Source organism: Euzebya sp. (assembly GCF_964222135.1).
In the GTDB taxonomy this organism is placed as follows: Bacteria; Actinomycetota; Nitriliruptoria; order Euzebyales; family Euzebyaceae; genus Euzebya.
Genome location: NZ_CAXQBR010000049.1, coordinates 1 through 18,444, shown reverse-complemented (window position 1 = coordinate 18,444; position 18,444 = coordinate 1). Strand labels below are relative to the sequence as shown.

The 18,444-nt window shown below is 72.5% G+C and carries 19 protein-coding genes and 2 pseudogenes; 10 read left to right on the top strand and 11 right to left on the bottom strand.

Features of this window, described 5'->3' with window-relative positions:
- Positions 1-5 precede the first annotated feature (5 nt).
- The 3 genes from recF to dnaA form a co-directional block, all read right to left on the bottom strand.
- The gene (gene recF / locus ACEQ2X_RS11195; protein ID WP_370325895.1) at positions 6-1,151 is read right to left on the bottom strand and encodes a DNA replication/repair protein RecF; all 1,146 of its coding nucleotides are present in this window, start codon (positions 1,149-1,151) and stop codon (positions 6-8) included.
- A gap of 27 nt (positions 1,152-1,178) precedes the next feature.
- Entirely contained in the window at positions 1,179-2,303 is a 1,125-nt protein-coding gene (gene dnaN, locus ACEQ2X_RS11190) for a DNA polymerase III subunit beta (protein WP_370325894.1), read from the bottom strand.
- Between the two features lie 303 nt (positions 2,304-2,606).
- On the bottom strand, positions 2,607-4,025 hold the full coding sequence (dnaA, locus tag ACEQ2X_RS11185) for a chromosomal replication initiator protein DnaA (RefSeq protein ID WP_370325893.1): 1,419 nt from the start codon (positions 4,023-4,025) through the stop codon (positions 2,607-2,609).
- A 400-nt stretch (positions 4,026-4,425) separates the two neighbouring features.
- On the opposite strand from dnaA, the gene rpmH reads away from it, so the two are divergent.
- The 8 genes and pseudogenes from rpmH to ACEQ2X_RS11145 all read left to right on the top strand — a co-directional run bounded on the left by rpmH (position 4,426) and on the right by ACEQ2X_RS11145 (position 9,710).
- Positions 4,426-4,560, top strand: a complete 135-nt coding sequence (gene rpmH, locus ACEQ2X_RS11180; protein WP_370325892.1) for a 50S ribosomal protein L34 — start codon at positions 4,426-4,428, stop codon at positions 4,558-4,560.
- Positions 4,561-4,595: 35 nt separating this feature from the next.
- Positions 4,596-4,934 carry a ribonuclease P protein component gene (locus ACEQ2X_RS11175; protein ID WP_370325891.1) on the top strand — a complete coding sequence of 113 codons (339 nt, stop codon included), beginning with the start codon at positions 4,596-4,598 and terminating at the stop codon, positions 4,932-4,934.
- A gap of 35 nt (positions 4,935-4,969) precedes the next feature.
- Positions 4,970-5,182, top strand: a pseudogene (gene yidD / locus ACEQ2X_RS11170) (membrane protein insertion efficiency factor YidD); the annotation flags it as partial.
- A gap of 128 nt (positions 5,183-5,310) precedes the next feature.
- On the top strand, positions 5,311-6,363 hold the full coding sequence (locus ACEQ2X_RS11165) for a YidC/Oxa1 family membrane protein insertase (RefSeq protein ID WP_370325890.1): 1,053 nt from the start codon (positions 5,311-5,313) through the stop codon (positions 6,361-6,363).
- A 66-nt stretch (positions 6,364-6,429) separates the two neighbouring features.
- Positions 6,430-6,936, top strand: a complete 507-nt coding sequence (locus tag ACEQ2X_RS11160) for a protein jag (RefSeq protein WP_370325889.1) — start codon at positions 6,430-6,432, stop codon at positions 6,934-6,936.
- Between the two features lie 8 nt (positions 6,937-6,944).
- Positions 6,945-7,700: a 16S rRNA (guanine(527)-N(7))-methyltransferase RsmG gene (rsmG, locus tag ACEQ2X_RS11155; protein ID WP_370325888.1), complete on the top strand. Its 756-nt coding sequence runs from the start codon at positions 6,945-6,947 to the stop codon at positions 7,698-7,700.
- Complete coding sequence (locus ACEQ2X_RS11150) at positions 7,697-8,716, top strand: AAA family ATPase (protein ID WP_370325887.1); 1,020 nt, start codon at positions 7,697-7,699, stop codon at positions 8,714-8,716. Before rsmG ends, ACEQ2X_RS11150 begins: the two co-directional genes overlap by 4 nt.
- Before the next feature lie 91 nt (positions 8,717-8,807).
- Positions 8,808-9,710 carry a ParB/RepB/Spo0J family partition protein gene (locus ACEQ2X_RS11145; RefSeq protein ID WP_370325886.1) on the top strand — a complete coding sequence of 301 codons (903 nt, stop codon included), beginning with the start codon at positions 8,808-8,810 and terminating at the stop codon, positions 9,708-9,710.
- Between the two features lie 121 nt (positions 9,711-9,831).
- Here the strand turns inward: ACEQ2X_RS11145 and ACEQ2X_RS11140 are convergent, their stop codons facing one another.
- Together ACEQ2X_RS11140 and ACEQ2X_RS11135 are read right to left on the bottom strand one after the other, a co-directional pair.
- Positions 9,832-10,788, bottom strand: coding sequence for a D-alanine--D-alanine ligase (locus tag ACEQ2X_RS11140; protein WP_370325885.1), 957 nt, complete (start codon positions 10,786-10,788; stop codon positions 9,832-9,834).
- Between the two features lie 9 nt (positions 10,789-10,797).
- The gene (locus ACEQ2X_RS11135; protein WP_370325884.1) at positions 10,798-12,030 is read right to left on the bottom strand and encodes a PLP-dependent aminotransferase family protein; all 1,233 of its coding nucleotides are present in this window, start codon (positions 12,028-12,030) and stop codon (positions 10,798-10,800) included.
- A 168-nt stretch (positions 12,031-12,198) separates the two neighbouring features.
- Here ACEQ2X_RS11135 and ACEQ2X_RS11130 point away from each other — a divergent pair, with 168 nt between their 5' ends.
- Entirely contained in the window at positions 12,199-12,327 is a 129-nt protein-coding gene (locus tag ACEQ2X_RS11130) for a hypothetical protein (RefSeq protein WP_370325883.1), read from the top strand.
- Positions 12,327-12,977 carry an N-acetyltransferase family protein gene (locus ACEQ2X_RS11125; protein ID WP_370325882.1) on the top strand — a complete coding sequence of 217 codons (651 nt, stop codon included), beginning with the start codon at positions 12,327-12,329 and terminating at the stop codon, positions 12,975-12,977. The genes ACEQ2X_RS11130 and ACEQ2X_RS11125 overlap by 1 nt, the downstream gene beginning before the upstream one ends.
- Positions 12,978-13,056: 79 nt before the next feature.
- Here ACEQ2X_RS11125 and trxA read toward each other — a convergent pair whose 3' ends face one another.
- The 6 genes and pseudogenes from trxA to ACEQ2X_RS11095 form a co-directional block, all read right to left on the bottom strand.
- Positions 13,057-13,380: a thioredoxin gene (gene trxA / locus ACEQ2X_RS11120; protein ID WP_370325881.1), complete on the bottom strand. Its 324-nt coding sequence runs from the start codon at positions 13,378-13,380 to the stop codon at positions 13,057-13,059.
- A 95-nt stretch (positions 13,381-13,475) separates the two neighbouring features.
- Complete coding sequence (gene trxB / locus ACEQ2X_RS11115) at positions 13,476-14,411, bottom strand: thioredoxin-disulfide reductase (RefSeq protein ID WP_370325880.1); 936 nt, start codon at positions 14,409-14,411, stop codon at positions 13,476-13,478.
- A gap of 86 nt (positions 14,412-14,497) precedes the next feature.
- The gene (locus tag ACEQ2X_RS11110) at positions 14,498-15,580 is read right to left on the bottom strand and encodes a hypothetical protein (RefSeq protein ID WP_370325879.1); all 1,083 of its coding nucleotides are present in this window, start codon (positions 15,578-15,580) and stop codon (positions 14,498-14,500) included.
- Between the two features lie 42 nt (positions 15,581-15,622).
- A complete protein-coding gene (locus ACEQ2X_RS11105) occupies positions 15,623-16,273 on the bottom strand; it encodes an RNA polymerase sigma factor (RefSeq protein ID WP_370325878.1) in 651 nt (216 codons plus the stop codon).
- Positions 16,274-16,294: 21 nt separating this feature from the next.
- A complete protein-coding gene (locus ACEQ2X_RS11100) occupies positions 16,295-17,902 on the bottom strand; it encodes a protein kinase (RefSeq protein ID WP_370325877.1) in 1,608 nt (535 codons plus the stop codon).
- An 89-nt stretch (positions 17,903-17,991) separates the two neighbouring features.
- Positions 17,992-18,444, bottom strand: a pseudogene (locus ACEQ2X_RS11095) (hypothetical protein); the annotation flags it as partial.

Sequence of the window (18,444 nt, the reverse complement as noted above, 5' to 3'; positions counted from 1 at the left end):
CCCTGTCACGACGCCGCCGTGACGCTACCGGCGCGCACCTGGAAGCGCATCCCGTCCAGAGGGACCTCGGTGCCCATCGCGGAGGTCACGAGCACCTGGTCGAAGGCCGCGCAGCGCTCGGCCAGACGTCGCCTGCGGTGGTCGTCCAGCTCGGCGAACACGTCGTCGAGCAGGACCAGCGGCTGATCCCCCACCTCGGCGATCACACCGTGGGACGCGAGCTTGAGGGCCAGCGCGATCGACCACTGCTCGCCGTGGCTCGCGTAGCCCTTGGCCGGGAGCGCGCCGATGCCGAGGTAGAGCTCGTCGCGGTGGGGCCCGGCGAGCGTGGTGCCCCGCCGGACCTCATCACCCTCCTGCGCCGCCAGGGACTCCCGCAGCTCCTGGGCGAGCTCGGCGGGGTCGGGGACGGGCTGTCCCGTCCGGCCGACGACGTGACGGCCGCTCGAGAGCTCGTAGCGGAGCTCGGGGAGGCGGGCGACGTCGTGGCTCGGGCTGTCGGCGACCAGGTCGGCGTAGGCCTCGCGGACCGGGTCGGCCAGGGCGTGGACGGCGGCGATCCGCGCGGCCAGGACCGGGCCGGCGGTGTGGACGTAGGTGTCGGTCCACACCTCGAGCACGTCCCGCGGGATCCTCCCGCTCGCCCGCGCGTCCTTCAGCAGCGCGTTGCGCTGCGCCAGGGCGCGGTCGAGGTCGCTGCGGATCCCGATGTAGCTGGCGCGACGACCACCCAGGAGGTCGTCGAGGAACCGCCGCCGGTCCCCGGGATCGCCCCGGACGAGGGAGAGGTCCTCGGGCGCGAGCAGCACCGAGCGGATCCGACCGATGACGTCACCGATCCGCTGCTGGGGCTGGCCGTTCAGCTGGGCGCGGTTGCGGCCCTGGCGCAGCTCGAGGCTGACCGCGATGCGCTCGTCGTGGTCGCTGCGGGCCTCGGCCCGGATCACCGCGGCAGCGGCGCCCACGCGGACCAGCGCCTGATCGCTCGACACCCGGTGGCTGCGGCCGAGGGCCAGGTAGCTGACGGCCTCGAGCAGGTTGGTCTTGCCCTGGGCGTTCGGGCCGACGAAGAGGGACACGCCCGGCTCGAGGGCCAGGTCCACCCGCTCGTAGTTGCGGACGTCGAGGAGGTGGAGGGACTCGAGCCGCATCAGCGCGACGGCGCGGCCGTCACCGGCTCACATCCGGACCGGCATCAGCAGGTAGAGGAAGTCGGCCTGGTCGGTGTCGTCGCCCTGCTCCGGCGCCGGCGGGCGGAGGATGGCGGGCTTCAGCTCGTCGCGGAACTCGAGCATGACCTCGTCCCCGCCGACCGCGTCGAGGCCGTCGATGAGGAAGCGCGGGTTGAAGGCGATCGTCAGCGGCTCGCCCTCGAGCTCGATCGGCAGGGACTCCTGGGCCTGCCCGGCCTCCGTGGAGTCCGCCTTCACCACGACGCTCGAGCCAGCCATCTCGAAGATCACCGGCGTCATCGCCTTGTCGGCCTCGCCGACCACCGCGATGCGGCGCACGACCTCGGTCAGGGCCTGGCGGTCGACGCGCATGCGGCGCTCGAAGCCGTCGGGGATCAGCTGGCGGTACGGCGGGTACTTGCCCTCGATGAGGGTGGACACGAGCCGGCGGTCGGCGAACTCGAAGGTCGCGTAGCTCGGCTCGAGGATCAGCTTGACCTCGCTCGACAGCATCTCGGCGGCGTTGCGGGCCTGGTCCAGGGCGCGGCGCGAGACCAGCGCGCTCATCTCCCCCTCACCGTCCCAGCCGATCGTCCGGACCGCGAGGCGGTAGGAGTCCGTGGCCGCCGCGGTGAAGCTGCCGTCCCCCGCCTCGAGCTTCACCCCGGTCAGGGCCGCCCGGGCGTCCTCGGTGCTGGCGGACTTGGCGACCTGCCCGACCAGGGCGGCGAACTCCTCGGCCTTCAACGTGGCCGACGGCGCGTCCGCCATCGGCGTGCGCATCGCGGGGAAGTCCTCCAGCATCATCAGGCGCAGCTCGAAGCTGGCCCGTCCGCACGTGATGTGCAGCGACTCCGCCTCCACCTCGAGCTCCACCGCGTCGTTCGGCAGCAGGTGCACCACGTTCGTGAGCAGCTTGCCGGACACGAGCGCCCCGCCGTCGCGTTCGCCCTGGACGGTCAGGTGCAGCTCGGAGTCGACCTGCCCGTTGGTCGACGAGAGCGTCAGCGTGTCACCGGACAGGCTCAGCTTGATCCCCGCCATCGCGGGGAAGCTGACACGTTCCCCGACGGTCCGCTGGACCCACTTGACCGCCTCCTCGAACTCGGTGCGCTCTGCGCGGAACTTCATGACGGGCTCCTTTGTCCACCGCTCCCGGCGCCCCTCCTGGGTGAGGGTGTTGGGAGAGGTACATGAGAAGTTGTAGCTGTAGGGGCGGAGCTGGGGTGTGGAGAACCGGTGTCCTCCCAGGTCAGCGCGGGTTCGGGCCTGTGCGGATCGATGTGGACGTCCTGTTCGGCGTTCGTGTAATTCCCTGAACGCCTTGTGGGCAGCGCCCAGTCTGCCCGACGCCCTGTGGGCAGACCAGGGACGTCCACCGCCGATCCACACCCCGCTGTGGACACATCACCTGCGCTCCAGTGGTGTGCTCGGTCAGCCACGCGCCTTGACCTTGATCTGCCCCGTCAGGTCCTGGATCTGCTCGAAGGTCGCGGGCCGCTCCTTGATGAGGGCCTGGATCTTCTTGTTCGCGTGGATGACCGTGGTGTGGTCGCGCCCGCCGAAGGCCTCGCCGATCTTCGGCAGGGACAGCTCGGTCAGCTCGCGCGTGAGGTACATGGCGATCTGGCGGGCGTTCACCAGGGCGCGGGTGCGGGTGCTCGAGCACAGCTCGTCGACGGTGAACCCGAAGTACGCGGCGGTCTCGGCCTTGATGATGTCCGCCGTGATCTCGCCGCTCTGGGACTCGGGGAACACGTCCTTCAGCGCGGTCTCCGCCAGCGCCAGGGTGACGGGCCGCTTCGACAGGCTGGCGGCGGCGATGACCCGGATCAGCGCGCCCTCGAGCTCGCGGATGTTGGTGGCGATCCGACCGGCGATCAGCTCGAGGACCGGGCCGGGGACGTCGACGCCGTCGAGCTCGGCCTTGCGGCGGAGGATGGCCAGGCGGGTCTCGAGGTCCGGCGGTTGGACGTCTGTCAGCAGGCCCATCTCGAAGCGCGTGCGGAGGCGCTCCTCGAGGCGCTCGAGCCGGCGCGGCGGCCGATCGGACGTCAGCACGATCTGCTTCTCCGCGTGGTGGAGCGCGTTGAAGGTGTGGAAGAACTCCTCCTGGGTCCGCTCGGCCTTCTCGAGGAACTGGATGTCGTCGATGAGGAGGATGTCCACGTCCCGGTAGCGCCGCTGGAAGCTCGCCTGCTGGCCGCTCCGGACGCCCTCGATGAACTCCGACGTGAACTGCTCGGACGTGATGTACGTGATCCGGCTGCGGGGGTAGAGCCGGCCTGCGTAGTGGCCGACGGCCTGCAGGAGGTGGGTCTTGCCGAGCCCGGAGTCGCCATAGATGAACAGCGGGTTGTAGGCCTTGGCAGGTGCCTCGGCCACGGCGAAGGCGGCAGCGTGCGCGAAGCGGTTGCTCGCCCCGATGACGAAGCGGTCGAACACGTACTTGTCGGAGAGGTTCGGCACCGGCAGCGGCGTGGGCCCGTCGCTCGACCGACCCCCCGGCACCGCCCGCAACGGCGCCTCGACCTCCTCGATCACCGCGTCGTCCTCCGGTTCGGGGGGGTCGCCCACGGCGGCACCGCCCGCGTCGGGCCGGGCGGTGATGACCAGCGTGACCGGTTCGCCCACCGCGGCGCTCAGGGCCTCGGTCAGCGGCTCGGTGAAGCGGCGCTTGAGCTGCTCCTGCGCGAACCCGTTGGGCGCGGCCAGCACGAAGACCCCGTCGGTCAGTCCGATCGGCTCGGTCTGGTCGAGCCACGCCATCTGCGCCGGGCCGGAGACCTGGTGGGCCAGAGCGTCGACCGCCGCCCTCCACAGCTGTGGGAGATCGGGTGGCTGCTGCTCCATCAGGGTGTCACGCTCACTTCACGGCGGTCGGCACTGGCGTTCGGGCACGTCGAGGCGGGGCATCGATGCTGCCTCGCGGATCGGCATCGTCCACAGAGTTGTCCACACGCTGTGGACGGGGAAGGGCGAGGCCGCGGACGGGGCCCGCCGACGTGGAAGGTCGCGGAGTCTAGGCACACCCGGGTCGTGGCAACAAGCCCCGTCGTGTGGCCGGTTGACGGGGTGAGAGGGGGCTCCCTACACTGTCCTGACGCATGCGGGGCGCAGCAGTCTGTCGCACTGCGATCCGCCGGGGCACCACGCCCGCTCCACCGCCACCCGACCGCACGTCTGCCGAGCACGACGCGCGCGGGGACGGCACCGCCTCCCCCAGGCCGCTCCACCACCGAGGTCACCAGCCATGAAGCGCACCTTCCAGCCCAACAACCGTCGCCGCAAGCGCAAGCACGGCTTCCGCAGCCGCATGAGCACCCCTGCCGGTCGCCGGATCATCAAGGCACGGCGGGCGAAGGGGCGCAAGAAGCTGTCGGCCTGACGCCCCGACACCCGGGCGTCGCTACGGTGGTGTCCGTGCCCACCCCCCTGCGCTTGCGGTCCTCCGCGGACATCCGCGGGGTGTTCACCGCACGCGCGTCGTGGGGCAGTGACCAGGTCGTCGTGCACGCGCGCTCGCGCGGTGACGGCGGCGGTGCGCGCGTGGCCGTCGTGGCGGGACGCCGCGTCGGCGGTGCGGTGGTGCGGAACCGCGCGAAGCGCCGGATGCGGGCGGTGCTCGCGTCGTGCGACCTCCCCGCGGGGCTCGATCTCGTCGTGAGCGGTCGTGCAGGGGCCGACTCGGTCCCCTTCGCGGCGCTCGAGGCCCAGATCGCCGACGGCATCCGGCGGGCGGGCCGGCGAGCCACCCGATGACCCGCGGCACCGCACAGGCAAGTTCGAACTCGAACATGCGTTCGCCCCTCGCATGGCTGCTGGTCCTCGTCATCCGGGCCTACCGGCTGGTCCCGAAGACCCAGGACCGCTGCCGCTACCACCCGACCTGCTCGGCCTACGGCCTGGAGGCCGTCACCGTGCACGGTGCGCTCCGGGGCGGTTGGCTGACGCTCCGCCGCCTGGGGCGCTGCCACCCCTGGGGCGGGACGGGGATCGACCCCGTGCCCCCGGCGCGACCGCGACGTCGCGCACCCGACCACGACACACGTCATCACGACCAGCCCGCGGCCCACGGTGGGCCGGATGAGCGCGATCAGCTCGTCCCGGCCACGAGGCCTGCAGAGGAGCGCACACCATGGGATTCCTAGGCGACATCTTCGGTGGGTTGCAGGACGCCCTCGCACAGGTCCTGCGGTTCTACGAGGGGCTCCTCGAGCCGCTCGCCGGCGGCTACGCCTGGGGACTCGCGATCATCCTCCTGACCGTCACGGTCCGGATCTTCCTCATCCCGCTCATGGTCCGCCAGACCCGGTCCATGCGGTCGATGCAGCGCCTCCAGCCGGAGCTGAAGAAGATCCAGGAGAAGTACAAGGCGGACCGGTCGCTCATCAAGACCGACCCGGAGCGCTACAAGAAGCTCAAGGACAAGCAGCGCGAAGCCCAGATGGCGCTCTACCAGGAGCACCAGGTCAACCCGGTGGGCGGCTGCCTGCCGTTGCTGCTGCAGATGCCGATCTTCCTGGCGCTCTTCTACGTGCTGCGGGACAACGCCCGGGTGGAGGAGCTCACCGCCGCCCCGTTCTTCGGCATCGAGGGCCTGGGCATGACGGCCGCCGAGGGCGCCGGCATCGGGGCGTTCGTGCTGGTGGCGCTGCAGGTCTTCACGACCTTCTACACCCAGAAGCAGATGCAGGCCCGCAACTCCGGCAACTCCAACGACCAGCAGGCCCAGGTCCAGAAGATCATGATGTACGTCATGCCGGCCTTCCTCGGCTGGCTGTCGTTCACCTTCCCGATCGGCGTGGTCCTGTACTGGGTCACCACCAACATCTGGACCATCGGCCAGCAGGCCTACATCTTCAAGAAGGTGGAGGCCGAGGAGGCCGAAGCCGCGCGGCAGCGCAAGGAGGAGCGCGTCGCCAGCAAGCGCACCCGGCCCAAGGGCCAGAGCGGTGACCGCCGGGCCCGGGCGGACGAGGTCACGGGGAAGCGGGATCAGTCGAAGGACATCGTGGACTCCGGCTCCTCCGGCTCCCGACCACGCACGAACGGGTCGAACGGGACGCCGCGCAGCCAGCGCTCGAGCAAGGGCGGGAGCACGGGCAAGGGCAAGGGCGAGAGCTCGGGCAAGGGCGAGGGCAGCTCCCGCAAGGGCCGCTCCGGCGGCAGCGGCGAGCGGGACCGCTAGGCCACCACTCTCCATCAGCCGCGTCCCCACATCGAGCTGGGGACCTGACAGACGAAGGGGGCTCATGTGAGCACCGACACCGGAACCGATCCGCAGGACGAGGGCACGCTGGTCGAGCAGCTGGACGAGGACGCCGATCTCGCGGCGGACTTCGTCGAGGGCCTGCTCGACATCCTCGACCTGCCAGGGGACATCGACATCGAGGTCAAGGAGGATCAGGCCGTCGTCACCGTCCAGGACGTCGGCAGCGGGCTCCTGATCGGCCGACGTGGCGCGACGCTGGATGCGCTCCAGGAGCTCGTCCGCTGCTCGGTGCAGCGCCAGACCGAACGGCGCAGCCACGTGCGCGTCGACGTCGAGGGCTACCGCGCGCGTCAGCTCGAGAAGCTGCGCGAGCGGTGTCGAGAGGCCATCGCGGAGGTTCGCGAGACCAACGCCCCGGTCAAGCTCGAGCCGATGGATGCCTACGAGCGCAAGATGATGCACGACCTGGCGGCTTCGGCCGGGGGCGTGACCTCGGCCAGCGAAGGCGCGGAGCCGCGGCGGCGCGTCGTGATCCGACCAGCTGACTAGGACTGCACATGGCCATCGATGACGACGCCATCGATGACGAGCATGCGAGGGACGCGGGATGGGCCGATGCAGGTCCATCCCGCGTTTCACGTGGAACGCCGCTCTCGACCGCCGAGCAGCTCGAGCTGCTGGGCACCTTGATCGCCGAGTCCCCCCACAACCTGGTGTCCAGCAGGGACCGTGGGCTGGTGGCGACCGTCCACATCCCGGAGTCCGTCGCGGTCGTCGAGGCGTTGCACGCCGGTGACGGCCAGCACTGGGTCGATCTCGGCACGGGCGGCGGGCTCCCCGGCCTCGTGGCGGCGATCCTCCGCCCTCGCGTGGGGTGGACGCTCATCGATGCACGGCAGAAGAAGGTCGATGCGGTGTCCGAGTTCATCGACGTCCTGGGCCTCGAGAACGCACGGGCCGTTGCCGGCCGCGCGGAGGTGCTCGCCCACGACGACGCGTTCCGCGGACTCTACGACGGTGTGGTCAGCCGCGCCCTCGCCAGGCTCGACGTGACCGCGGAGCTGGCGCGGGGGTTCCTGCGCCCCCGCGGGCGGTTGGTGGTCGTGAAGGGGCCCTCCGTCGACTCCGAGCGAGGCTACTTCCAGCGCGCGTCGGGACGCCTCCGCATGAAGGAGCTGCACACCGAGGGGGTCGGCTCCGCGGATCGTGGCACGGTCCTTGTTAGCATCGCCGCGCAGGGTGGTCCGCCACGAGGGATCCCCCGACGGAACGGGATCCCCCAATCGTCACCGCTGGGAGGTGGACGGACATGACGGAGGCATCCACGAGCGGCTGGTATCGCTACTGGGCCGGCGGATCCGGCGACCCGCCCCGGCCCGCCACCTCCCGCCCCGCCGACCCGGAGGTGTTCCACGTGGAACGCCCCGACCCGGTTCAGGTCGATCCCCCCCAGCGTGAACCGTCGGGTCCCCTCCCCCCGACCGACGCCGCCTCTCCCCCTCCCCCGCCCGTCCGGGGTGCGCAGCGCTACGCCCAGGCCACCGTGTTGGCCGTCGCCAACCAGAAGGGCGGGGTCGGGAAGACGACGACGGCGGTGTCCCTCGCCGCCGCCCTGGCGGAGCAGGGGCTCCACGTGCTGCTGGTCGACTTCGACCCCCAGGGGAACGCTAGCAGCGGCCTCGGGCTGCGAGCGGGACCCGAGGACACGTCGATCTACGACGTGATCGTCGACGACGTCCCCATCACCGATGCGGTCGTCCAGACGTCGCAGGTCCGTCTCGACATGGTCCGCGCGACCATCGACCTGGCGGGTGCGGAGGTCGAGTTGGTCAGCGCGTTCAGCCGCGAGCACAAGCTGCGCCGGGCCCTCGATGCGGTGCGGGGGGAGTACGACGCCGTCGTGATCGACTGTCCGCCCAGCCTCGGCCTCCTGACCGTGAACGCGATGACCGCCGCTGACGGCGTGATCGTCCCGATCCAGTGCGAGTACTTCGCACTCGAGGGCCTCGGCGCGCTCCGCCGCAACGCGGAGCTCATCCGCGAGCAGCTCAACCCCCACCTCGAGATGACCGGGTTCGTCCTGACCATGATGGATTCGCGCACCAAGCTCAGCCAGCAGGTCGTCGACGAGGTCCACGCCCACTTCGGCGAGCGCGTCTTCGACGCGCGCATCCCCCGCACCGTCCGGCTCGCCGAGGCCCCCGGGTTCGGGCAGCCGATCACCCAGTGCGACCCGGCCTCACGTGGCGCGATGGCCTACCGCCGCCTGGCCCGAGAGGTCATCGGCCGCCTCGACCAGCGCGCCGCGCGCCAGGGAGCCGTGGCGTGAGCGAGCCGATGATGGACGAGCCGGCATGAGCGAACCCGCATGACCGATGTGAGCTGATCGACACCGACCCCGCCAGGAGAGAGGAACCGCCATGAGCCGTCCCGGAGGACTGGGCCGAGGTCTCGGTGCGCTGATCCCTGCTGCGAGTCCCGGCCAGTCCGGGCTCGTCACCGTGTCCCTGGACGAGCTCCACCCGAACCCCCGGCAGCCGCGCGACCGCTTCGACGCCGGCGCGCTCGAGGAGCTCGCCGCGAGCCTCTCCGAGGTGGGGATGCTGCAGCCGATCGTCGCGCGCCCCGAGCCCGATGGCGGGTACCAGATCATCGCCGGTGAGCGGCGGTTCCGGGCCGCGCGGATGGCCGGGATGGCGGAGGTCCCCGTCGTGGTGCGCCACACCGAGGACGCGCAGCTGCTGACCGAGGCGCTGGTCGAGAACGTCCACCGCGCCGACCTCGACGCCATCGAGGAGGCGCTCGCCTACCGCCAGCTCCTGGACGACTTCGGCCTCACCCACGATGCGCTCGCCACGAAGCTCGGCAAGTCCCGGTCCGCCATCTCCAACAGCCTGCGGCTCCTCGCCCTGCCGCCCGCGGTCCAGGACCTGGTCATCGGCGGATCCCTGTCCGCCGGGCACGCGCGCGCGCTGCTCGGCCTGGGCGAGCCGGAGGACCAGGAGCGGCTGGCCACCCAGGTCGTCGCCGAGGGGCTCAGCGTCCGGGCCACCGAGGACCTGGTCCGCACCATCTCCGACCGGCAGGCCCGCTCGGCGGATGCCACGATGAAGGACCTCGCCGCCGACGCTCGCGGTCGGCGGCGGTCGTCGCCGTTCGCGCACGTGGAGGAGCGGCTGGTCGACGCGCTGGCGACGAAGGTGCAGATCAAGGGATCGGTGAAGCGCGGCCGTGTCGTCATCGAGTTCTCGGGGGCGGAGGACCTCGAGCGCCTCATCGACATCCTCGGCCGTGGTGCGGGACAGGACCTCCTCGCGGGTTGACCCGCGAGGACCGTCTCCCGGGCCCCGAACGGCCCATGGTCGACCATGCGAGCGGTCCGGAACGTCGCCCAGGCGCGACGTGGGCGCGTTCGCCCAGGTCAGCGCGCCCTTCGGTGTGTGGTCAGCGGGTGTGTGCCGGCAGTGCGGCGAGCAGGATCCGCTCGCACACCGAGGCGAAGTCCTCGCCGGCGGCCTCGGCGGCGGCGGGCAGCAGCGAGGTCTCGGTCATCCCCGGCGAGGTGTCGAGCTCGAGCAGCCAGGGGTTGCCGTCGGCGTCGATGATCATGTCGGCACGGGTCACGTGGCGGGCGCCGACCTCTCCGTAGGCGGCCATGGCCGCGTCGGTGGCGCGCGCCGCGGTCGACGCGTCGAGCCGCGCCGGTGCGTGGAGCACCGTCGCACCCGGCGTGTAGCGCGCGCTGAAGTCGTAGTGGCCGTCCTCGCCGTCGGCGTGCGGCACGTCGATCTCGACGGGGGGCAGCGGCTCACCGTCGACGATCGACACGGCCACCTCGACCCCCTCGACGAAGCGCTCGACCAGGGCGACCGGGTGGTAGCGGAAGGACCCGATCAGCGCATCGGTCAGGTCCTGGGCGTCGCTGGCGTACCCGACGCCCATCGACGCGCCCCCCTGGGTCGGCTTGACGACCAGGGGCCCCGGGAGGCGCTGGGTGACCTGCGGCAGGATCCGGACGGCGCCGAGGTCGCGGACCGCGTCGGACGACAGGGAGATCCAGTCAGGCGTCGGGATCCCGTGTCGACGCCACACCCCCTTCGCGACGGCCTTGTCCCAGGCGAGCGACGAGGCGCGCGCGTCGGGACCGGTGAACGGGATCCCCATCAGCTGCAGGAGCCCCTGGATGGTGCCGTCCTCCCCCATGCGGCCGTGCAGGGCGACGTAGGCCACGTCGGGCTTGCAGGTCTCGAGCTCGTCCAGCAGGTGCTGGTCGACGTCGAACAGGGTCACGTCGTGCCCGCGGGACTCGAGGGCTGCGGTGACCCGCGCACCCGAGCGCAGGCTGACATCGCGCTCGAACGACAGGCCACCGGCGATGACGGCGATGCGCAGCGGTTCCATCAGACCTCCTCAGCGCCCGAACGCGTGCAGCAGCTCGAGCTCGTCACCGATGAGCTCCCCCAGTCGGCGTATGCCCTCGCGGATGCGGTCGGCTGACGCGTAGCTGAAGTTCAGGCGCATCTCCTGCTTCCCGCTGCCGTCGGCGTAGAACCCGCGGCCGGGCACGTACGCGACGCGCGCGTTGATCGCGCGGGGTAGCAGGGCGCCGGTGTCGATCGGCTCCGGCAGCCGGACCCAGGTGAACATGCCGCCGGTGGGGGCCGCGACGTGCGCCTCGGGTGGGAACGCGACCTCGATCTCCGACAGCATCTCGTCGCAGCGCTCGCGGTACAGCTCGGTGAAGGCGCGGACGTGCTCCCGCCACGGCTGGGTCCGGAGCCACGCCTCGGCGATCGCCTGCGTCATGTTCGACTGGCAGAGGTCCGAGGCCTCCTTCAGCTGCACGAGCTTGTCGCGGACGGCGTGGGGGGCGAGGACGAAGCCCGTCCGGACCCCCGGGGAGAAGATCTTCGACAGCGTGCCGACGTAGATCACCCGCTCCGGGGCGAGCGTCACGAGCGGCGTCCGGGTCTCGTGCTTGAAGTCGAGCATCCCGTAGGGGTTGTCCTCGACCACCATCAGGTCGTGGGCGTCCGCGAGCGCGAGGACGGCGCGGCGCCGGTCCTCGGTCAGCGAGACCCCCGCGGGGTTCTGGTGGTTGGGGATGGTGTAGAGCATCTTCGGCTTGACGCCCTCGGCCCGCAGCCGGTCCAGCACGTCCGCCATCGCCTCGGGCACCACGCCGTCGGAGTCCATCGGCACGTGCACCACCCGCGGCTGGTACTGGCTGAAGGCGCTGAGGGCACCGACGTAGGTGGGGCCCTCGGCCACGATGACGTCGCCGGCGTCGATGAACAGGCGGGCGAGGAGGTCGAGGGCCTGCTGGCCGCCGGTGGTCACGACGAGGTCGTCGGCCCGAGCGCGGATCCCCTCGGCGGCGAGGACGCCGGTCAGCTGCTCGCGCATCTCGCCGAGGCCCTGCCCCCCGCCGTACAGCAGCGCGCTCGCCCCCCGCTCGCGGATCACCCGCGCCGCCACGTCGGCGACCTCGTCGAAGTCGAGGACCGTCACGTCCGGGTTGCCACCCGCCAGGGAGACGATCTCGGGCCGCGAGGCCACGGCGAAGAGCGCGCGGATCTCGCTCGCGGTCATGCCCTGCGCCCGGGTGGCGTACCGGTGCAGGTAGGGGTCGGCTGGGCTCACGGTCAGCTCCTCGACGTCGTGACGGCCGGACCGCGGGGGCTCCACGTCCACCACGCCAGCGCGGCCGGGTCCAGCGTAACCGCGGGCGGCCGGGCCACCGCGGTGGCCACCCGGCCCCCGCCGGTCGGCCCGCTGACCGGCAGGACCGCGAGGCCTATCCTCCCTGACGTGACCTCGCGCACCGCCCACCTGATCACGCGCACCGCGGTGGCGTGCGCCCTCGGCGTCGGGGTGGCCCTGCTCTTCCGCTGGAGCAGCTACCCGAACGTTCGTTCGGAGGACGTGGTGGGTCCCTGATGCGGGTGCGCGAGCTCCGCATGGAGGACCTCGACGACCTCCCGGCCCCCTGCCGTGGCTGCGCCTTCTGGCAGACCACCTCGGCCGCCCGCGGAGGGCTGCCCAGCGACCCCGCGGCGCAGGACGCCTGGTGGCAGGCCGTCCAGCTCGAGTGGGGCGTCCCCGGCCGGGCGGTGTGGGACGACGACCGCCTCGTCGCCTACGCGCTGTTCGCGCCGACGGTGCACCTCCAGCGGAGCCGCGTCCTCGGGCCCCCCGCGAGCGAGGACGCGATGGTGCTCGCCACGGTCTGGGTCGACCCCGACCACCGCCGGGCGGGGCTGGCCCGCCACCTGTTCCAGGTCGTGGCGCGCGAGGCCGTCGCCCACGGCATCGAGGCGGTCGAGGCCTACGGGACCCTCGTCGGCGCCGGCGCCGCCCACGCGCCCGGCGGGTGCGTCGTCACCGGGGAGTTCCTCGAGCACCTCGGCTTCCGCCTCCACCGGTCGGACCTGAAGACCCCCCTGTACCGCTTCGAGACGCGTCGTACGGCGACGTGGGCCAAGTCCATGAGCCACGCACTGGCCGAGGTGGTCGCGGCGCTCTCGCGGCGCGAGAGGGCCACGTCGCGGCCGGCCCTCGAGTCGGTCCCCTCCCCCGCGGCAGATTGAACCGACGAGGGGTGAACGACGAAGGCCGCCCCGATGTGGGGCGGCCTGGTCGCGGTGCGGGGTGGCGCTGGCGCGCGGCCTAGAGGAACTCGGCCAGGTCGCCGAGCAGCGCGGCCTTGCCCTTGGCGCCGACGATCCGCTTCTTCTCGACGCCGTCGGAGACGACGAGCATGGTCGGGATCGACATGACCCGGTACTGGCGGGCGGTGTCGGGGTTCTCGTCGACGTTGAGCTTGACGACCTTCAGGTTGTCGGACTGCTCGGTCGCGATCTCGTCGATCACCGGGGCCACCATCCGGCACGGCCCGCACCACTCGGCCCAGAAGTCGATCAGGACGGGCTTGTCGGCCTCGAGCACCTCGGTGCTCCAGGTGGCGTCGGTGACGGCGGGGGTGTTGCTCACGGGTGCGCTCCTCTTGTGTCGCGGTCTTCAGCTGTGCGTCGACGGTCCAGAACGGTTCGGCGGGGCCGGCTATTCCGTAGCCGACCCCCCGGAGGTCAGTGGCTGGCCTCGAGCCACCGCTCGGCGTCGATCGCGGCCTTGCAGCCCTGCCCGGCTGCGGTGATCGCCTGCCGGTAGATCGTGTCGGTGATGTCACCGGCGGCGAAGACGCCGGGGATGCTGGTCGCGGTCGTGGGCTCGGTGACGACGAGGTACCCCTGGCTGTCGGTCTCGAGCTGGTCGGCGAACAGGCCCGACGCCGGGTCGTGGCCGATCGCGAGGAAGAGCCCGTCGGCGGCCATCTCCCGACGTTCCCCGGTCCGGGTGTCGGCCAGGACGACGCCGGTGACGACGTCGTCGCCGAGGACGTCCACGACCTCGCTGTTCCACTCGAAGACGATCTTCTCGTTCGCCATCGCCCGGTCCGCCATGATCTTCGAGGCCCGCAGCTGGTCCCGGCGGTGGATGACGGTGACCTTGGAGGCGAACTTCGTCAGGAACATCGCCTCCTCCATCGCCGAGTCGCCACCGCCCACGACGACGAGCTCGCGGTCGCGGAAGAAGAAGCCGTCGCAGGTGGCGCAGGCCGAGACGCCCTTGCCGATCAGGCGCTGCTCGTTGGGCAGGCCGAGCCAGCGGGCGGTGGCGCCCGTCGAGATGATGACCGTCCTCGCGAGGATCGTGTCGGCGCCGACCGTGATGGCGAACGGCGAGCCGCTGGTGAGGTCGACCGCGTCGACGTCGCGGGTCAGGAACTCGGTGCCGAACTTCTCCGCCTGCTTGCGGAAGTCCATCATCAGCTCCGGACCCATGCGCCCGTCGGGGAAGCCCGGGAAGTTCTCCACCTCGGTGGTCTGCATCAGCTGCCCGCCAGCGGCCTGACCCTCGATCACGAGGGGTTCGAGGTCCGCCCGCGCGGCGTAGAGCGCCGCGGTCAGCCCGGCCGGGCCGGAGCCGATGATCACGACGTTGCGGATGGGCGTGTCGGGCATGTGGGTGGTTTCCTCCGAGGCGGGACCGAGGTGGCGGCAGGGCGTTGAACAGCGGTGTCCCGCAGCCTATTCCGAGACGCCTGGGGTCAGCTGATGACCTGCTGGACCGCGCAGGTGGAGGGGTCGACGACCCACACGTCGACGGCGTCCAGGGCCTCACCGCCGGCGGAGCGGACCAGCGCGAAGGCGATCACGGGCCCGTCGGGCAGCTCCGCCGTCGCGGCGACGGCGGGGACCAGGTCGGGGCCGGCGGCGTCGAGGACCTCGCGGACGCAGGTGCCGGCAGGCGTCTGGTCGGGGTACGTGGCGCGGAGCAGCTCGTCGGCGTGGGCGCGTGCGCGGTCTGCGGCGGCGGTCGCGTCGAGTCCCAGCAGGGCCTGCGTCGCCGGGTCCTCTGTGAGGACCGGTCCGAGGTCGGCGGGATCGACCGGCCCGAGGTCGAGGACCGCGGGACCGTCGATCGCGATCAGGGCGTCGGCACCTGCACCGGCGGACCCCTCCTCGGCCGCGGCGTCCGCGACCTCCTCGGTCGGGGCGGGCGCGGCGGCCACCGCGGGGTCCTCGGCCTCGGTCGCTGCCGCATCGCCGTCGGCCGCGTCGCCGTCGGCCGCATCGTCCTCGGCCGCGTCGCCGGCCTGCAGCACCTCCCGCTCGTCCTGGGCGAACTCGGCCCCCTCGTCCGAGCCCGAATCCGACGCGCTGCCGAAGAGGCCGCCGTCGAGCACGCCGACCGTGGCCACGCCGATGACCACGAAGACCGCGGCGACGGCGAGCGCGCGGGTCAGCCGCCTCCGGCGGTCGCCGCCGGAACCGCGGCCGGCCGGGCGTGCGCTCCCGGGCCGACGCCCTCGCGGGCCGGTGTGCTGCTCGGCCCACCCCGTGGCGGCGGCCGCACCCGTGGCGGCGAGCGCCCGCGGGTCCGGGGCGGCGGGCAGGGGGTGACCGATCTCCGCGGCCAGGGCGTCCGCGAGGCGGTCGGCGTAGCCCGGCGGCGGGGTGACGTCGTCGACCCCGCCGAGCTCCACGAGCAGGTCGGCCATCTCGTCGGCGAGGTGGGCGACCCAGGGCTCGGCGTCGATGCGGTCCTGGAGCGCATCAGCGGCAGCACCGTCCAGCTCGCCGGCCAGGAAGGCGGCGAGCTGCTCGCGGAGGTCGACGGGATCGGTCACGTGGTCAGGGAGCTCCGAGGGGGGGCGGACGGGAAGGCTGCGTCAGGTAGGAGGTGGGCCGCGGTCCGAGGGTTCCGCTCCCGACCCCTCCCCCTCGGACAGGATGGCCGCCAGCTTGGCGTGGCCGCGGTGGACGCGTGACTTGATGGTCCCCACGGCGACACCGGCCTCGGCGGCGATCTCGTGGTACGGACGCCCCTCGACGGTGTGCGCGACGACCGCGTCGCGGTGCTCGGGCTGGAGCTGCAGCAGCGCCTCCCGCAGCTCGAGGGTGAGGAGGCGGCGACCGATGTGGTCGTCGGCGTCGGCCAGCGGCAGCTCCTCGACCACCGCATCGGCCTTCTGCGGCCGACGGGCGCGCTTGCGGGCGAGGTCGTTGCAGGCGTTCGTCGTCACCCGGTACATCCAGGTCGAGAACTTCGATCCGCCCCGGAAGGTCGCCGCCCTGCGGTACAGCGTGAGGAAGACGTCCTGGGCGGCGTCCTCGGCGTCGACCGGATCGCCGAAGTAGCGGATGCAGATTCCGAAGACCCGCCGCCGGTAGCGGTCGACCAGCGCGACGTACGCGCGCTCGTCCCCGCGGACGAAGGCCGCGACGAGGTCCTCGTCGGGGACCTGGTCGGTCGCCTCCGCGCGGGGTGCGGTCGGGCGCCGGGTCACGGCGCCGGAGGAGCTGCGGGCATCGGTCAGCACAGGATGCCAGCGACCTCCCCCTCAGGATGCGAGCGCCTGCACCTCGATCTCGCCGATCTCGGCTCGGAAGCCGGTCTCGAAGGGTTGGAGGTCACCGGTGATCCACACCAGCAGGTACCGCGCCGTGGGGTTCTCGGGCAGCGGGTAGGTGCTCCGGCCGGGCGCGATGTCGTCGATGGTCGTCGCCGTCACCCACGCGGCCGGGTCGGGGTCGACCCGGCCCGCCACCCGGATCTCGACGTCGAAGCCGCCTCGCGGCACCTCGAGGACGACCTCGGCGAGGGTCCTCGACCCGCTGAGGTCGACGTGGAAGCCGACGCCGTCCTTCAGGTTCCCGAACTGCGGCGTGTCGTAGCGCTCGGTCGCCCACGCGGTGTTCGGGGCGCCGTCGGTCAGGTTGGGGAGGAACTCGTCGCGTTCGCCGCCGCCGTCGCCCTGGGGGTCGAACGCCGTGATCTGCCCAAGCCGGAGCGGCACGACCTGTGGCGCCGGCTCCTCCCCTCCCTCGCCCGCGCCCGCGTCACGACCTGCCTCGGCGATCGGGTCGGCGTCCGCCCCGCCGGCGCCGAGGTCGGGCGTGACCTCCTCCGCGGACAGCGAGATGCGGTCGTCGTCGATGATCCCGCCCACTATCCCGACAGCGACGAGTGCGGCGGCGAGCAGCAGCAGCCCGCCGACCGGCGCCAGCCAGCGCAGCTCGGAGCGGAGGGACGTGCCCTCGTCGTCCTCCTCGGCGGCCGGCAGTGCGGGGGGCACGGTCCGGTCGGCGGCGAAGGGCCGCAGGAGCTCGACCACGGCGGCTGCCGACGCCGGGCGATCCGCGGGCTCGGGGGCCGTCAGCGCCGCGACCACGTCGTCGAGGGCCTTCGGCACGTCGGCCCGCAGTTGGCGGGGGTGCAGCGGACCGGCGCCCAGCCGCGCCTCGGCGACGCTGATCGGGTCGCCGCCGGAGAAGGCCCGCTCGCCGGTCATCGCCTCGTACATCACCAGCCCGAGGGAGTACAGGTCGGCGCGCGCGTCGATCTCGTGGCCCCGGAGCTGCTCGGGCGCCACGTACGCGGCGGTGCCCATCACCCGACCGGGGGCGGTGAGGGTCGAGTCCTGCGCCGCCTTCGCGATGCCGAAGTCGGTCACCTTCACCGCGCCGTTGGCCCACCCGCCGCCGGCGCCAGCGGCGGAGAGCAGCACGTTGGCGGGCTTGACGTCCCGGTGGATGATCCCGCGGTCGTGGGCGTGGGCCAGCGCGCTCGCGATCCGGCTCGCCATGCGGGCGACCTCCTCGGGCTCGAGGACCTCGGTCGCCAGCACGTCGGCGAGGGTCCGCCCCTCGACGTACTCGATCACCAGGTACACGCGGCCGCCGTCGACGCCGGTGTCGAACAGGCTGACGATCCCCGGGTGGACCAGCTTCGCGGCGGCGACCGCCTCACGTCGGAAGCGCTCGCGGATCGCCTCCTCGCGTGACAGGTCGTCGTGGAGGATCTTGATCGCGACCGTCCGGGCGAGGACCTCGTCGTGGGCGCGCCAGACCGCCGCCATCCCGCCGACCGCGATGTGCTCCTCGAGGACGTACCGGTTCGCGAGCAGGTCGGAGGTGACCGGCCCGCTGAGCGGTGGGCGTCTGCGCACGCTGGTGGGGTCTGGGTTCGGGTGCACGTGAGGAAGAGGTCGGGAGGCCACTCGGTCGTCGACCCCGCCGGCCAGGGAAGTGTAGGTCCCTACCTCGGCGGGCGACGTCTGGACCGGCGGGCAGTGGCCGATCGGGCGGGCGGACGGCCGTGCGCGGCGCGGGCGAGCGGGAACCCGTACATCTTGGTGACGAGCAGGTAGGCGACGCCGCCCGCGCCGAGCGCGAGGACCCCGAGGGGGAGGGGTGGGAGGCCGCCAAGGACCAGGCGCACGACGAGCGTGGCCCCGACCGCGGCGAGGGACCCCGCGAGGGTGTGGTCGAGCACCCCGCCGGTGATGTCGATCGGCCCGATGGCCCGGGACAATCGGATGCGCAGGATGCGCAGCTCGGTCCAGGCCGCCGCCGCCCCGCCGAGCGCCAACCCGGCCGCCCCCAGCCGCGGCAGGGCGTCGGCGCTCGACCGCGCCGCCGCGTCGACCGGGCCGAGGGCGGGAAGCGACCCGATGACCTGCAGGCCGGCGGCGCCGGCGGCGCCCCGGTC